Below are 17,717 nucleotides of genomic sequence, written 5' to 3' on the forward strand. Positions count from 1 at the left end.
CATTCATGTGAAAGGAGTAGTCAAATGAATAAAACAGTCTTCATGTTTCCTGGTCAAGGATCCCAATATGTCGGTATGGGTAAGTATTGGTATGACCGTTACGAATCGGTGCGTCGTCGTTTCGACGAAGCTTCGGAACAATTGCGGCTCGATCTTGTAGATTTGTGTTTTAATGGGCCCGCTACGCGACTCAATCAGACGGAAAATACACAGCCTGCACTGTTAACGTTAAGTGTAGCTATGTTTGAAACGATTCGGGAGGAGGCAGGTATTCAGCCGGACTATTTGGCGGGACACAGTATCGGGGAGTTGTCCGCATTGACCGCGGCCGGCGTTTTCCGGTTTCGCGACGCCGTTCGACTGGCTCGCGCAAGAGGTGAGGCGATGGCCGCTTGCGATGCGGGAGTAGGGGCCGGCATGGTTGCGATCACGAATTTTAAAGCGGCTGATATTGAAGCGGTTTTAACGGAATTGGATCCTGGAGGATATGAGGTGCAAATCGCTAATTACAACAGTCCTGTCCAGTCGGTACTTTCCGGGAGTAAAGACGGTCTGGAAATGGCTGGCGAAAAGTTGCGGGAGTTAGGTGCGAACGTTATTCCTTTGAATGTCAGCGGACCGTTCCATAGCCGCTTTATGGTTGGTGCTAGTGAAGCGTTGGCGACTGCATTGGAAGATATAACGGTAGGGGAGATGTCAATCCCGGTTATATGCGGTCATAAAGGACGTCTATACGCTAAGAATGACGATATTAAAATAGCCTTGGTCAACCAATTGACTGCAGCTGTGCGTTGGACAGACGTTCTTTCGACGCTATCGAATGAAGATGTCGAAAAGTGGATCGAGGTAGGGCCAAAAGACGTATTGAAAAATCTCGCTTTGAAAACTTTACCGGGAGTCGAAGTGTACGCTTACGATAATGACGACGACCGCGAGGTGCTGACATCTTTGCGAGAATCGAAAGATCAGCTTCCGAATTTGTTCGGTCTCTGCTTAGGGGCTGCCGTATGCACGCGCAATACGAATTGGGATGAAACGGCTTACCGACAAGGAGTCATTGAACCGTACCAAAAAATCCAAGCCCTTTACGAGCAGGTGGAAAAGGAGGAACGGGTTGTATCAAAGGAGGATATGAGTTACGCCTTGTCCCTATTGGATATTATTTTTGAGACGAAAGGCACGCCGACAGCCGAACGCAGACGGCGGTTTAGGCACATTTTGGAGACGACTCAAACGACCGAGCTTTTTCCACAATACGTGGCAATGGGAGAGGAAGCAGTTAATGGATAAGCCGATCATTAATCTAGATGACCTCGAGCTTGATGCACTCGATCTGAATGGGTTGGACGAGAAAATGGCCGTTGGGGAAGCGGCGATTCGTTCAGAAAAACCGGAGGCTCACACCGGAGCGGTTGCGATTATCGGTATGGACGGCAGAGTGGGGCAAGCAGAAAACTTGGAGCAATTTTGGGAGCTATTAGCTCAAGAAAAAGAGGGGCTTCGAGAAATCCCCGCGCAGAGGCGTCGCGATATAGAAACTTATTTAAAGGCGCACGGTGCCTGGCGACCGGACGAGAAACGTTCATATTTGCGCTCGACGTACTTAGAAGACATCTCTCTCTTTGATCCCGGCTTTTTCGGTATTTCCCGACAAGAGGCGAATTACATGGACCCCAACCAGCGAATTTTTTTAGAAACGGCTTGGAAGTCCTTGGAGGATGCCGGTTACGGGGGGAGCGACATTCGGGGAACAGATACCGGTTTATTCGTAGGATACACGTCGGATTTCGGAGAGGACTACCGGCATATGATTAGTCGTCTTCATCCTGACGCACCGGAAGTTTCGGTAGCGGGTAACGTGAAATCTGTCATCGCCAGTCGGTTAGCTTATCACTTGGATCTACGTGGGCCCGCGCTACTCGTCGATACAGCGTGTTCCTCTGGCTTGATGGCCGTATATTTAGCCAGTCGCGCCATTAGGAGTGGCGAGTGTACCATGGCGATCGCGGGAGCCGTGAATCTCGATCTACTGCCTTTCGTTGACAAAGGGACTGGTTTCGGTATTAAAGATATTCAGGACATCCAGTCCGCCGACAGTCACACGCGTACTTTTGACGACAAATGTGACGGTACGACAACGGCAGAAGGTTCGTTTGCCTTTGTACTTAAATCTTTAGACGATGCGCTGCGGGATGGGGATTGTATTAGAGCAATTATACGCGGAGGTGCGACTAACCAAGATGGGGCTTCCAACGGCATTACAGCGCCGAACACTCGCGCTCAGGAAGATTTGATCGTTCGTGCGCTAGAAGATGCTCGCGTTTCGGCAGAAGATTTGAGCTACATCGAAGCTCACGGAACAGCGACCCGCCTTGGGGACCCGATCGAAATTAATGGTATACAAAGTGCTTTAAGGCATTTTACGGATAAGAAACAGTTCTGTGCGATCGGCGCCGTAAAATCGAATATCGGTCATTTAGACAACGCGGCTGGTTTAGGCGGCCTGGCCAAAGTCGTCATGGCGATGGAGAAAAAGGTGTTGCCCGCTACTCTCAACTTCTCCGTACCGAACCGGAATATCTCGTTTGTCGAATCGCCCGTATACGTCAATGACCGTACAGTGCCGTGGACAGATGATCCCGAGCAAGTTGTACAGGCGGGAATTAACAGCTTTGGACTGAGTGGCACAAACTGTCATCTAGTGCTGGAATCGGCTCGCGCGAGGCATGTGCGGTCGCGAGAAGAAGAAGTGTGCGAACGCTTGTTGTTGCCGTTGAGCGCGAAAACGCCGGAGGCGTTAAAAACGTTGGCAAAAGCGTATCAAGTGCGCCTAGCTGATCCGAACGTCGATTTAGTTGACGCTGTATTTACAGCGTCTCGGGGAAGGATGCACCATCAAATACGCCTCGCGGTCTTATTCGAAACGAGGGATCAGCTTTGCGCGGCTTTGGGCCGCTTCGCTTCGTTAGGGAAAGACGCACTACCGGATATTGTCCTCCGCTACGGCGCGCATCGACTTATTGAAAACGACACAAACCGTCGCAGGCCAACGGATCTGACTAATCTTGAACGGGAACGTTTAGAAGCAGAAGCACAATCGTTAGTGAACGGCTGCGACGGACGACTTTCGCCAGACGTATTGGAACGATGGGCAGAACTGTATGTCGCCGGAGCTGAGTTGCCGTGGGATTATTTGACAAAGGGTCTGGAAACTCACAGAATTCCGTTGCCGACGTATCCTTTTCAAGGCGTTCGCTGCTGGGTCGAGCCGAAGGTGACTATCGGTGAAACAGCATCTTTAGGATCGCACCCTTTGCTGGGGGATTCGGAGGTCAAGACGATCGGACATACGTTAATCCGGAAACAGTTCCGCCCGGAACAGCACTGGGAGCTTTCCGATCACCGGATTCGCGGGACGAGCGTTTTACCGGGTACCGCTTTTATAGAGATGATAGCAGCCTACGCTGAGCGATCGAACATTAAAACCGGCGGCTTACGCTTGACGAATATCCTCTTTCTGCAACCTTTCACTGTGACAGACGGGGCGGCAAAGGAATTGCACATGTTAGTTCAAGACGAAGGGAAGCGAAAGCACTTCAAGTTTGCCAGCTGCTCGTCGGATGGCGACTGGGTCATACATGCGGAGGCATTCAGTGAAGATACAGCCGATCGCGAGGCTGGCACCGATTTAGATGTCGATTTGACCGCTCTGCAAGAGCGGTTGAACGATCGCGTACCGGTCGATACGGCCGACGACTTGATTCGCGGGATACATTTGGGTGGCCGTTGGAATGAATCTGTGATTGGCTGCTGGAAGGCAGAAGAGACGGAGGAGTTTTTGGTTGAACTTTCCTTACCGAATAAATACCGTGGGCACGATGCGGTTTATCACTTACATCCGGCTTTGTTGGACCAAGCTGTAAATGCCGCCAACCATTTGATGGATGAAAAAGAGCTGTACCTGCCTTTATCTTATGGGGAGTTGCGCGTGTACAAGCCGCTTCCGCCCCGATTGTTCGCCCATTTACAAAAGGTAGACCGTACTGCTAGGCCAGAGGATCGACAAGCGGGGGCACCTGTTCATCGCTTTAATATGGCTTTATACGATGCTGCGGGAGGCCTCATACTGGAAATTCGTGATTACTGCATAAAATCGACCTCGGAGGCGTGGGGGGAACGCGAGGCGGGTGAGGCGTACGGATACAAGCAAGTGTTTCGTCCATACAAGCTGCCATCAGAACGGGAACTCCCCTCGGGAGCGGTGTTAGTTGCCGGAAAACGCACAGCCTCTTTTGATGCGTTAGTTGCCACTCTTAGTGACCAAGGGCGGCGAGTGATTGAAATTGCTCACGAGGGGCAAGATTGGGGACAGGCCTTGCATTGCTTGGACGGTGAGGAGTTGGCGCTCGCCGTATTCACGTGGGCACCACACAGTTCACAGAGCGAAACGTTCGATCTTCGGGAGAGCGAAACAGATGAAGCTGTTTTACAAGGTTTCAAATTTTTACAGGCATGGTCCAAGGCGAAGTATAAAGCAAAAGCAGGACTAGTCGCGCTAACGTTCAATTCGTGTGTCGTGAAAGAAAGTGATCGGGACTTACATCCTAGTCAAGCGGCACTCGGGGGACTTTGGCGAGTGAGTCGGTTAGAATTCGCTACGTTACACATGCGCTGTTTGGACTGTGACAGAGCGACACCGATGGCATCCGTATTACGGGAATTGGCCGCGCAAGATCGACCAGATTTCTTGGCGTATCGAAACGGGCAAGCTTACGAACATGCGCTGGCGGCGAATCCCATACTGCCTCACAAAAGCAGCTGGGCACCCCAAAATGACGGAGTGTATGTCGTAACTGGCGGGACGGGCGACCTCGGTACTGAAGTGGCTACTTTCCTCGCTCGAAAGGGCGTACGTCGTGTCGTGCTGATCGGTCATCGTCCGCTCCCGCCATCTGAGGCGTGGAACGACCAATTGACAACGACGGACGATGCGGAGCTGAGACGGAAATTGGGCACATGGATAGAGTTGGAACAAAGCTTGGACGCGTTCGAAGTTCGTTCGGCTGGACTCGAAAACTATGAGGAAGTGGCGGCGCTTTTGTCCGAGCTGCGGAGTAAATACGGGCGCATTAGCGGGATTTTTCACTTGGCTGGTAAAGCTGGCGACGGGTTTTTGTTCCATAAACAAGAGGAAGTCTTTCGGGACGTTTATGCACCTAAAGCTAACGGTGCCCTAAATTTGCATTTAGCTAGCTTACAGGAGCGACCGGACGTATTTATATTATTTTCCAGTATTTCTTCGATCGTGCTAAGCCCCGGTCAGACTGACTACACGTCGGCCAATATGTTTCTCGATTCGTTAGCTGAGCTAAGAAGGCGCATGGGATTGCCAGCACTCAGCCTGCAATGGCCCGCCTGGCGTGAAACGGGAATGGCTTATCGGATGGGGGCTGTCAACGAAGAGGAAGCATTTGCTCCGGTGAATACGTCTGAGGCACTCGAACTGTTGGAACGCGCCTTATGTCCGTCCCAATCACTACCTCCCGTGCTCATGCCAGGACGGATGCAGCCCACATTTTCGCCCGCTAAAGAGAAGCGTATTGGGGAGGTGGACGTTGCGGCAAGTGCGGACGATAAACGCCAACAAGTAACGATTCTCGGCATGAGTGACCCGGATGAGGTCGATCGCGCAGTGGCAACAATTTGGATGAAGACGCTGCTCGTTGCGGAGGTGGATGCGGACGAACCATTTAGTAACTTGGGGGGTAACTCGTTGTTAACCACGCAAATGCTTAAAGAGTATGAACAGATTTATCCAGGTTTGATGGATATTGCTGATCTTTTTACTTATACGACGTTGCGTGAGCAAGCGGACTATCTCCGGTCTAAAATTGCCACTCCTGAACGGACGGCTGAGGAAGCCGCAGAAGTGCACCTACTCGACATGGGAGACGATGCGGACATCGATGACATCCTCGAAAGAGTCTCTCGGGGCGAGCTATCGGTCGAAGAATCCTCTACCCGCATATTTTTACAAAGGGGGAGAGACGAACAATGGAACAAGTAAAAAAATATATTTTGTCCCAATTGGCAATGCAAAAATTATCGAAAGAAGAGGCGAAGGCGTTGTTGCTCGATTTGCAGAGCAACCCGAAAGAACCGTTGCAAGGTGATGTGGCGATCATCGGCATGGCCAGTCGCTTTCCAAAAGCGGATGACCCGGAAGCTTTTTGGGAGCTATTGAGAGATGGGGTGAACTGTATTCGGGATTACCCGAAGGCGCGATTTAACGATTTTGAACACGTGTTACGGAACCCCCATTACTCGGAATTTATGCTCGGGCAAGTGATACGACAGGAGGATGTGCCATACGTTCACACCAAAGCGGGGTATTTAGAAGAAATCGATAAATTTGATGCGCAATTTTTCGGTATCCCCCCAACTGAGGCGATTTATATGGATCCACAGCAACGCATGGCCTTAGAAGTTGCTTGGGAGGCAATGGAAGATGCGGGATACGGGGGCGATTCTCTCGTAGGGAGTCGCACCGGAGTGTATGTGGGGAAAGAGGGCACTAATTACTCTTTTTACCGACACCACTCTGCAGGGCATCCGATGCAGTTGACTGGGTCGTGGGAAAGTTTGATGGTGAGTCGCATTTCCTACCTTTACGATTTTAAAGCACCTTGCATGGTTGTTGACACTGCCTGTTCCTCTGGTTTAGTCAGTATCCATATGGCCGTGCAAGCGCTGCTCAATGGCGAGTGTGATCTCGCTATTGCCGGCGGGATTAACTTATCCTCCGGCGGTGAGTTAAAACCTCAATTTCAAGGGAAAGCGAACTTGTCGGATGTCGAGTCCGGTGACGGGCTAGTGAGAACGTTTGATGCTAAGGCGAATGGTACCGTATGGGGTGAGGGAGTCGGCTTAGTCATGCTAAAACCGCTGCAAAAGGCGATCGAAGACAGGGACCACATCCGTGCCGTCATTAAAGGCAGTGCGATCAATAACGATGGGGCAGCGAGTAGCATCACGGCACCGAGGGCGGAAACTCAAGAGGCTGTCATCGTCGATGCGTGGCAGAAGGCGGGCATTCCCCCGGAAACTATTTCTTATATTGAGGCACACGGTACGGGAACAGTGTTAGGGGATCCGATTGAGGTGAAAGGTTTGAGTAACTCGTTTCGCCGTTTCACCTCGCGGCGACAGTTTTGTGCGGTAGGTTCGCTAAAGACGAACATGGGTCACTTGGTCGGCGCTTCAGGCGTTGCTTCCTTAATAAAGGTCATTAAGTCGATCGAGCACAAGGAACTAGCCCCGAACATTAATTTTGAGACGCCTAACCCTTATATCAATTTCATGGACAGTCCTTTGTACGTCAACGACAGCTTGCAACCTTGGGATACTGGCGGGGTACCGCGGCGGGCGGCCCTCAGCTCATTCGGCTTTAGTCGGACGAACTGTCATATGGTCGTCGAAGAACCGCCAGTTTTAGAAGTGTCGGCAGCTCATCAACCGCGTTATTGTTTTACAATTAGTGCCAAAAACGAGGACGTATTGCAACAGTACGTGACTCGTTATACGCGTTTTTTGGCAAAGGGTGAGTGGACGTTAGCCGACCTATGTTACACGAGTAATATCGGTCGGGGTCACTACGAACACCGAGTCGTTGTCATTGCCGAAACCGAGGTGGCGTTGCGCCGTGCTCTGGATGCGTTGAGTGAGAAGAGCATTCACGCTTCGCAAATACCGGGGACGTTTGCAGGTCACTTTCACATTGTCAGTGAAAAGAAAGTACAGCGCGAAGAAGGTGAGCGCAGCAAACACGAACTGACAATATTAAGCGAAAAAGCAAAGGCAACCTTGCAAAGCTATCTCGACGGTGGCTCAACGAACGTGAATTTACTGGAAGAGGTGTGCCGTTTATACGTACAGGGGGCAACCGTTGACTGGCAGATGCTTTACCGTGGCGAGAGGCGCCGCCGCGTGGCTGCACCGATCTACCCGCTGCAGCGGACGAGGTACTGGGCGGATCCGAAAATAAGCGAAGTGCGTCCAGAACCGTATGAGATACTACACCCGCTAGTGGAAACAAGAGTCTCGGCAAACGCCGGAGAGATCAGTTACGAGACGACGCTCAGTATCGATAAGCATTGGCTATTAGCGGATCACCGCATCGTCGGTAAAGCAGTGCTTCCGGGAACTAGCTATTTAGAAATGGTTCGCTTTGCTGCCAGCGAGGTGCTCGGAAAGGAAAGTTTAGTATTTAGTGATGTGTTTTTTCTAGCGCCTTTAGTCGTGGAAAACGAGGAAAGGGCGGTCGTGCGCCTGACTCTCGTCCCGGAATCGAGCGGTTATTCTTTTGCGGTCGAGAGCATTACCGATTCGAACGAGCGGGTCCTCCACGTCAAGGGCCGGGTAGCGGCATGTGACGTCGAACCGACTGACGTGTCAATAAACTTTGAGGACTTTAAGAGTCGGGCAGATGACGTCATGGATCCGTATATTTTTGAGAGCGATACAGGTGTCTTCAAATTTGGTCCCCATTGGGATACGGTACGTGCTGTCTGGCAAACGGACAAGGAAGCATTAGCTTTTTTAAAGTTAGATGAGAGTATTCAGCATGAGTTGGATGCGTTTCCACTCCATCCTTCGATGCTTGACAATGCGGTTAATTTGACCAGCCAAAATACTGGAGACACATTTTTACCGTTTATGTATAAAAAATTACGGTATTTTGCCCCTTTGACAAGAAACGTTTATACGTACCTCCGTATGCACACGGACAAAGGTAGCTCTGGCGAGACGATGACTTACGACATCGACCTTTTGGATGCTGACGGGCGAGTGCTAGTGCAAATTACTGACTATACCGTAAAACGCGTGCACAATTTTACGTCGCTCGAAAGCGATAAAGTACCTGGGCGCTGTATGCAGATGACTTGGGTGCTGCGGGAAGAGACGCCGGAGATTCCGTTGACGGCATCGTCAGCACCGTGGGCGTTGCTCGCCACCGCGGGCGCGCGAGCCGAGCAGTTAGCGGACGCTTTAGTCGCTTCCGGACGGGAAGTAGCTACTTATTATTTGCAAGCGGCAGGGGATGGCGGAACAGCTGCCACATTTAATCCGGATGAGGACCAACTTGACGCTTTGTTAGACGAAGCTGAAAAACGAGGGGTCGAAGGGATCGTGTTCGCTACGGATTACACGTTGGAAGACGATGTGCGCGATCACATGCTACACTCGCATGAAGTTTTTCAGAGCAGGCGCAAAGTTGGCGTAGACGGTCTGTTCCACTTGTGCAGATGTTTGCTTAAACGCAAAAATAAGAACATTAAACATATAAAAGTATTAGTTCGCGATACGTGGGAAGTGGACGGTTCTGAAACGGGTTTATCGCCATTGTCCGCTGCTACGGCGGGGCTCGCGAGAGTCATCGGACAAGAATACCGCCATATCGATGTCGACGTGCTAGATGTTTCAGGTACGGTTTCGGCACATTCTGTCATCGAAGAGTGTTTTAGGGGCACAGGGTTTAGGGTGTTGCGACCTTCCGGTGTTTATATCGAGGAACTGCAACCGCGCGTAGTCCCTTCAACTAGAGAGCTTTCCATCGAAACGAAAGGTGCCTATGTCATCACTGGCGGTTTAGGTGGGCTAGGACTTTCCATCGCTGAACGGTTAGCGGACAAAGGAGAAGCTACAATAGTTTTACTCGGGCGACGGCAGCTAGCGGCGCTAGATGAGTGGCTAGAACTATCAACATCGGACGATATGAAAACGAGTCAGCTGTACACGCGGCTCTTGAACTTGAAGGCTCGTGTAGGACACATAGAATACATGTCGCTAGATGTAGCTGACTCTGCGGCTATAGCTGCATTAGGTGACGACTTGAAGACGCGCTACGGCGGAATCGCCGGCATATTCCATACAGCGGGTGTGGCCGGAGACGGATTCTTAATGTTAAAAGATGTGAGTGATTTCCACGACGTATTAAATCCGAAACTAGACGGTTCCGTGAATCTACTGCGACTTCTATCGGAAGACGGAACGAATTTCTTAACGCTGTTCTCTTCTATTACGGCTTTAACCGGTGGGGAAGGACAAGGAGATTATTGTGCCGCCAACGCTTTTCTCGATGCCCTTGCAGAAGCGGGTCGGCGCGCTGGGTTAAATGTGACGGCGGTTAACTGGCCGAGCTGGCGCGAGGTGGGTATGGCTGTCGATTTCGCAGTCGATGCAACGGAAAGTCTGTTCCGCCCTGTCGACGTCGAAGAAGGTTTAAACTGGCTGGAACATTTAATTGTCGAACCCGAGAAAAGGCTCGTGCCAGCGGATTTGAACGTGTCCGCGCTAGCACGAGGTGAGACCGTTCCTTTTCGATTGGCTTTGGAACTGACAAATCGCTTGCGTGCGACAGAAGGAGAGGATCGTAATCGCGCGACGCGTGAAGTAGAGGTAATGATAAAAGGGACGAACAGCCCAACGCATACACAGCGTCTATTAGCAGACGCCTTCGGCCAATTGCTGGGGCTTTCTGAGATCGATATTTATGTCAGTTTTCAGGACCTGGGGGGAAATTCGTTAATGACGACGCAGCTTTTGCATATCATTGAGGCGCACTTCCCTCACACGGTAGACATTTCAGACATTTTTTCCTATCCGTCCGTCAATGAGTTGGCTGAGTACATCGATCAACAGGGGCAAAGTGTCGCTCTTGACGCCAGTAGCGAAAAAGCTGCAGAAGATCGAGGGCTTGTGGATTTGATTGAAGAGGAATTAGAGGGAACTGAGTTTTTGGATGAATTTATGCAACAGTTGCGGGAGAGGTGACGATGACACGTACAGGAATGGACACTAAAAAAGAGCTGGCACGTTTTCTCCTCAATAAAGTGAAGCAAAGAGAACTTGATCCGAAGTTGGCGATCGAATATATAAAGGAATTGGAGGCAGGGGCAGATGATAAAGTCGGACCGATGGCAATCATCGGTCTCTCCTGTCGCTTCCCCGAGGCAAACGACCCAGACGAGTTTTGGGACAACTTAGCGGCGGGACGCCACTCGATCCGATCGCTCCCCGCTGCCCGGGTGAACGATATTCAACGCATTGGCGGCGATACTTCTTCACTTATGAAGGCCGGTTATCTCGATGCAGTCGATACGTTTGACCCAGGATACTTTAACATCCCTCCGGGTGTTGCCAAAAAAATGGATCCTTACCATCGGCTGCTACTGCAAGTTTTTGTGGAAACGATTGAGTCGGCGGGTTATCATCGAGGACAACTTCACGGACGTCAAATCGGAGTCTTTGTAGGTAACGATCACACACACCGTTTGGAAACGTCGTATTTATCCTTCTTAGATAAGAAAGATTTCACGGCGTTAACGGGTTCGTGGACAGGTGTGTTAGCCAGTCGGCTGTCCTATTTGTTAAATCTTCGCGGGCCGGCAATCGTGTTCGATACGGCTTGTTCCTCGACTTTAGTAGCTTTAGACAGTGCTATAAAGTCTATTGTAAATGGGGACTGTGAGGCTGCACTCATCGGAGGGGCGAACCTTCTTTTCTACCCCGGAAAACTGGACGGCGAGATCCAGTCGCCAGACTTCAGAGTACGCGCGTTCGATCGACAAGCGGAAGGGACAGCTTGGGGGGAAGGCGTCGCTGCAGTATACATTAAGCCGTTGTCGAAGGCGTTAGCCGACCGCGACCATATTTACGGTGTGATTCGCGGCATTGCCATTAACAATGACGGAAAATCGAACGGTCTGACAGCGCCAAGCGCCAAAGCGCAAGAAGAAGTATTACTGAGTGCTTGGGAGCGGGCGAACATTTCCCCCGAGACGATTTCTTACATCGAAGCCCACGGCACTGGCACGAGTTTAGGTGACCCGATTGAAGTGAAAGGATTGACGGGTGCGTTTTCTAAGCATACGAAACGACGTCAGTTTTGTGCGATCGGTTCGGTAAAGACTAACATCGGACACACTGTAGGGGCGGCTGGTTTGGCTTCATTGATCAAAGTACTTTTGTCGATGAAGGCAGAGGCACTTCCGCCTAGCTTGAACTTCAGTCAGCCCAACCAGCTAATCGATTTTTGCAACAGCCCGGTATACGTGCAACAATGTCTGGCTGACTGGCCAAAAGGAGAAACACCGCGGAGGGCGGGAATCAGCTCCTTCAGTTTGTCGGGGACGAACGCCCACGTCGTCGTGGAAGAAGCGCCTTTTGACGACAGGGGGGTTACGTATGAAGGATGGGGAATATTCCCTATTTCTAGCCGTTCCCCGGAACTGTTGCGGGAGACAGCGTTGCGCTACGAGCGGTACGTGAAGCGCCATCGAGACGTGCGTTGGGAGGACCTCTGTTTTACAGCTTGTATCGGTCGGGAACAGGAAGCGGTACGTGCGGTTGTCCTCTGTCGCGACTCAACCGGATTGGCGGCAGGCTTGCGTGCGTTGGATGACTGTTTGTCGAAGCGAGTGAGCGATCACGTGCAGGACAACGGTATAAGTGATGTAAGTAGCGAAGGGGACGGCTTCTATTTGTTTTTAGGAACTAACGCAGATGCACCCGCTCATGCCCAGGGAATAACGTATGACCGAGAGGCTTCAGGTCAAAAACTTGTGCGGGACTTAGCGAAGCCTGAAGGATCACACGATGTGGGCGCTTGGAAACAACTAAGCTCCTTCTTCGTGCAAGGAATGGACGTGGATTTTAGTCCGTTGTTTGTCGATCGTCCCGTGCGACGCGCGCCATTGCCCCCGACAGTGTTTGACGACGATCGTTATTGGGATGAAACACCGCGACGAATGCCGGCCGTCTCTGAACAGACAGAAGAGGGAGAGGAAGAGGGAGAAGTCAGTAGAAAATCGTTGTGGGCGCAGGCGCAAATCGGTGATTCGCGTTTCAATCGGGAACCACAAGACGCAGTCGAACGATTCGCCGCGTGGGCGTGGTCGGAAATTTTAGGGTACGACACGATTAATCCCGATGATGACTTTTATGCGCTCGGCGGTGACTCGATCACCGGATTGAGGATTGTGCATCTCATTAATAAGGCGTTTGCTCTCGATCTCCCGCTATCTGTTTTGATGGGATCTCCCGCTTTCGATGCGTTTGTGCATCGGCTGCGTCACGATTTCGGAGTAGACGGGAGCGATCTTATGGCTCTTACGCGAATAGAAGAATCTCAATTGGCGCAAGACCAAAGTAGAGGCCAAACAGAGAACTCACCATTTCCATTGTCACCTGCTCAGAACAGAATGTTCTTGACGCATCGTTTGATGCCAGATTCTCTCGCCTACAATGTGACTGGTGTGATCAAACTCGCCGAGAGGGAAAGTGCTAATGAGATAGAGGCGATTATTCGCATCCTCGTCGAACGACACGACAGCTTGCGCACGTCATTTTATATGGAGGAAAACAAACCTGTTCAAGTGGTAAATTCTGAAGTCGCCTTTGCAGTTGACCGAAAAGTGCTGTGCGATAACGGGACGAAAACACGCGAGGAAGTTCTACAGGAGGAACTTAAAAAGTTTATTCGGCCATTCGATTTGCGTAAAGCGCCTTTATTTAGGATTGGATACTTTACATTTGGTGACGAAGAGTCCTACTTAGCGATTGATATGCATCACATCATTACAGACGGCATTTCCATGGGTGTTTTTTTCGCCGACTACATGTCCTTAGCGAAAGGACGGCAGCTAAAGCCGTTGTCATTTGGCTACCGGGATGCGGTTCAGTGGTTGTGCGATCGCTTAGAGGATTCCGATCTGGAGCAGCAACGGGAGTGGTGGAAAAACGAGTTTAGAGACGGTATTCCAGTACTTAATTTGCCGACAGACAAGCAGCGCCCTGCCGTGCGCGACAATCGCGGTGCACGGTTTTTCCATACGGTGCCCGCAGACTTGCATAAGCAGATCAAAATGCTGGCAAAGCAGTCTGGTGCGACGGAATTTATGGTGTTACTGGCTGCATTTCACAATTTATTGGCCCGCCTGGGTGGAGATCGGGATATCGTGATCGGTACTCCGGTCGCAGGACGTCCGCGATTGGAATTTCAGCATTTGGTCGGCATGTTCGTTAACACATTGCCCATTCGGACCAAATCGGAAGTAGGGGAGAGCTTTTCCAATTTGTTGCAGCGCTTGAAAAAGACCGTCATCGGTGCGTACGAGAATCAGGAATACCCTTATGAATTACTAATTGACGATATAAAGCCCGAACGCGACCCAAACCGTAACCCGTTGTTCGATGTGTATTTTGCCTTGCAAAACATCGATATGGGTTTGCCAGGTGACAGCGAGAGAATTGTAGATTTCGAACCTGGTAGTGCAAAGTTTGATTTAACCGTCAGTGCACGCGAAACTTCCACAGGGCTACTCATGGAATGGGAATACGCTGAATCGCTTTTTTACCGCCGAACGATTGAACGTATGGCCAAGCGCTATGAGTGCATGCTGCGGTCGATCGTGAAGACCCCCAATGCGCGATTAGGCGATTTGGAAATAATGGAACCCGAAGAACGCCAGTTACTTTTGGAAGAATGGAGTGGTACAGTCTCCCGTTATCCCGGGGAGCGGGGGATTATCCCTCTCTTTGAACAATGGGTTCACGAGCGAGGGGATCGGAACGCACTCGTACTGGATAACCAGAGTATGAGTTATAAAAAGTTGAACAGCCGTAGCAACCGCATCGCGCGCGCCATCCTGGAAAAAGGGGGCGTTCCTGGTACGGCGATCGCCCTTTTGTTGCACCGATCGTTCGATATGATCGCTGCGATCCTAGGGGTACTTAAAGCAGGTTGTCACTTCGTACCGCTCGATAGCGAAAATCCGCGGGAACGGTTACTGACGATCATGAGGGACAGTGGGTCAAAGCTATTAGTCACTCACAACGATCTCGCGGGGCACGTGATAGACGAGTGGAAGGAGGAGATGGGCGTTCTCGATCTCGACCGTCTCGATAGCAGTTTACCGGACGACGATCTTAATATAGAAGTAAGCGGTGAGGATTTAGCCTACATTGTGTACACTTCGGGATCGACCGGTACGCCTAAGGGCACGTTGATCCGGCAAAAAGGAATTGTTCGCTTAGTCCGTCAAGCGGATTACTTGACCATTTTTCCGGAAGACGTTCTGCTGCAGCTCTCTAATTATTCATTTGACGGGGCGATGTTCGATATATTCGGAGCGTTATTGAACGGCGCTAGTTTAGTATTGCTACACAAGGAAGAAGTGACCGACCCTGTCGTTTTGGGGGAACGCATTCGCGACAGCAACGTTTCGCTGTTCTTTATTACGACGGCTCTCTTTAATGCTTTAGTAGATGCGAGTCCCGCCTGTCTCGACCGTACGAGGAAGGTTCTCTTTGGCGGGGAAGCAGCCTCGAAACATCACGTGCGTCAAGCTTTTGAACGCCTAGGACCCGGACGGTTGATCAACGTTTACGGCCCGACGGAAACGACAGTTTATGCGACGTATTATCCGATCGACACGCTTCCGGAGGATGGAACGATTCCAATTGGTAAAAGCATTGGGAATACGGAGCTTTATGTGCTCGATGAGCGGATGCGCTTACAACCGATTGGTGTGCCGGGGGAATTGTATATCGGGGGTCCTGGTGTGGCGACTGGCTATTTAAACCAGCCCAATCTTACGAAGAAACAATTCGTGGAAAACCCCTTCCAACCCGGGGGACGATTGTATCGCACGGGAGACTTAGTCGCTTGGGGGGATGACGGGTTCCTGCAATATTTAGGCCGCCGAGACCAACAAGTTAAATTGAGGGGGTTTCGGATCGAGCTAACGGAAATTGAAGAACATGCGGTCGTTCATCCAGCCGTGCGTGAAGCGTTTGCGGCAGTTCACGACGACCGACACATACTCTGCCTATGGGTCGTTCCGGAGACAGGCATTTCGGAGTTTGACGTTCAAGACTTGCGGCAGACGTTGGCAAAGAGACTGCCGAGTTATATGGTACCGACTTTTATCACCCCGCTGCCCAGCTTGCCGTTAAACAAAAACGGTAAAGTCGACAAAGGCAAACTACCGGAACCTACAGTTGGGACGGAGGGGCAAGGGCGCGCGCCGCGCAATGAACGGGAAGCTTTACTGATAAATATTTGGGCGGAAGTGTTAGGTATTAGCAAGCCGAGCATCGATGACAACTTTTTTGCCCTTGGCGGCGACTCGATTAAGGCCATCCAAGTTGTCGCACGTATGCAACAAGCAGGGCAAAGCTTACAAGTCGCAGATTTGTTCCAATATCAGACGGTGGAATCGCTCGCGCCACATGTCACGTCAAAGCGAGAAGTTGAGGCAGAACAAGGAGAAGTGCGGGGTCTTTGTGTCCCAAGTGTCATCCAGTCATGGTTTATGCGAACAGCGGGACATTTGCACCATTTTAACCAAGCGATGTGGATTCGCAAGAAGAAAGAAATCGACTACGTCAAGCTGGAAGCAGCTCTTAACCGTCTGTGCCAGCACCACGACGCGCTCAGGTTGGCAGTCTCTGCGGACGGAACGATGCGCATTAAGGGGATAGAGGAGGGCAACTTGTTCTATTTAACCGAATTGCCTGCGGACTTAGATCAAAGTGAACGCCGTGATTATATCATCGAGGTACAGCGTCACATAAACATTCAGGATGGTCCGTTGGTCGCTGCGGCTGTTGGCAGAGGGAGGGTAGGAAGCGAGCTATTTATCGCTATCCACCATTTAGCCGTGGACGTCGTCTCTTGGGATCCGCTATTGGAAGATTTGTTCGCTTCGCTAGACAGCCCGGACGAGTCACTCCCACAAAAAACAACGCCGTTCCCTGTTTGGACGAAATCTTTAGCAGCATGGGCAGGCGAAGGGGGAGCGAAGGATGAACTGCCTTACTGGCGAAGAATAGCTAAAAAAGCTAAAGAGGCGCCGGTACCGTTTGTGCCGCAAAAAGTGTTACACAAGGACACGGTAAGCGTGAAACATTGGATTGAGGGGGAAATTGGCGAGGCATTGTGTAGTAAGGCCAATCGCGCGTACCATACTGAGACGGTACACTTAGTGCTCGCTGTATTGGCTCAAGCCGTAGGAGCTTGGAAAAATCGTTCGGCACTTCTATTCAATCTTGAAGGGCACGGCCGAGAAGCGTTTACCGACGGCTTAGACGTCAGCCGTACGGCGGGCTGGTTTACGAGTGTTTTTCCAGTGTTATTGCAGGTAGAAGAAGAAATAGGGGCAACCGTTAAGGCTGTCAAGGAATGCGTTCGATCTGTTCCGAGACGGGGATTCGGTTTTGGGGTTTTACGTTCGTTAACGGAGGATTTAACTTTGGAAGACCGAGAAGCACTGGAAAGTCTCCAATCCGCCATCAGCTTTAATTACCTCGGGGTCCAAGGGGAACAGCATCCCGGTGCGGTTGAGATTGAGCCCCTGCCGGCTGACGTGACGGTGGACGGGAACTATGAGACTTCCTTAGTTCTCGATATCGTTGCGGCACAAGTAGGAACGGCTCTTTGTTTGGACATACGCTATCCCCGTGCACTTTTTAGCGCAGAAGAATTTAGGGATTTATTAAAGCTAATCGATCAAGCTGCTACTGAAGTAGCTTACCACTGTTCAGAACAGACTGTGGGAGAAAAAACAGCTTCTGATTTTACGGTGACACCGCTCGAACAAGAGGAATTGGAGAACATTCTCGACGATCTCGATATTAAGTGATAAAAAGGAGCA

General features: G+C 50.9%; 4 protein-coding genes. All 4 read left to right on the plus strand.

The window, feature by feature from the left end; translation table 11 throughout:
- Nucleotides 1-24: 24 nt before the first annotated feature.
- The 4 genes from fabD (at nt 25) to BN1247_RS01240 (ending at nt 17,705) form a co-directional block, all read left to right on the plus strand.
- On the plus strand, nt 25-1,290 hold the full coding sequence (fabD, locus tag BN1247_RS18075; RefSeq protein WP_054948750.1) for an ACP S-malonyltransferase: 1,266 nt from the start codon (nt 25-27) through the stop codon (nt 1,288-1,290).
- 64 nt (nt 1,291-1,354) lie between these two features.
- The gene (locus BN1247_RS01230) at nt 1,355-6,067 is read left to right on the plus strand and encodes a type I polyketide synthase (RefSeq protein WP_261796053.1); all 4,713 of its coding nucleotides are present in this window, start codon (nt 1,355-1,357) and stop codon (nt 6,065-6,067) included.
- Complete coding sequence (locus BN1247_RS01235) at nt 6,055-10,833, plus strand: type I polyketide synthase (protein ID WP_054948752.1); 4,779 nt, start codon at nt 6,055-6,057, stop codon at nt 10,831-10,833. Before BN1247_RS01230 ends, BN1247_RS01235 begins: the two co-directional genes overlap by 13 nt.
- Nucleotides 10,834-10,835: 2 nt before the next feature.
- Nucleotides 10,836-17,705 carry a non-ribosomal peptide synthetase gene (locus BN1247_RS01240; protein WP_054948753.1) on the plus strand — a complete coding sequence of 2,290 codons (6,870 nt, stop codon included), beginning with the start codon at nt 10,836-10,838 and terminating at the stop codon, nt 17,703-17,705.
- The last annotated feature ends 12 nt before the right edge of the window (nt 17,706-17,717 follow it).

Origin of the sequence: Numidum massiliense (genome assembly GCF_001375555.1) — a bacterium.
GTDB classification, from domain to species: domain Bacteria; phylum Bacillota; class Bacilli; order Thermoactinomycetales; family Novibacillaceae; genus Numidum; species Numidum massiliense.

Bases quoted from the DNA above. Each gene is read 5' to 3' on its own strand.
- fabD (WP_054948750.1), top strand. From the start codon at position 25: ATGAATAAAACAGTCTTCATGTTTCCTGGTCAAGGATCCCAATATGTC.
- BN1247_RS01230 (WP_261796053.1), top strand. From the start codon at position 1,355: ATGGCCGTTGGGGAAGCGGCGATTCGTTCAGAAAAACCGGAGGCTCAC.
- BN1247_RS01235 (WP_054948752.1), top strand. From the start codon at position 6,055: ATGGAACAAGTAAAAAAATATATTTTGTCCCAATTGGCAATGCAAAAA.
- BN1247_RS01240 (WP_054948753.1), top strand. From the start codon at position 10,836: ATGACACGTACAGGAATGGACACTAAAAAAGAGCTGGCACGTTTTCTC.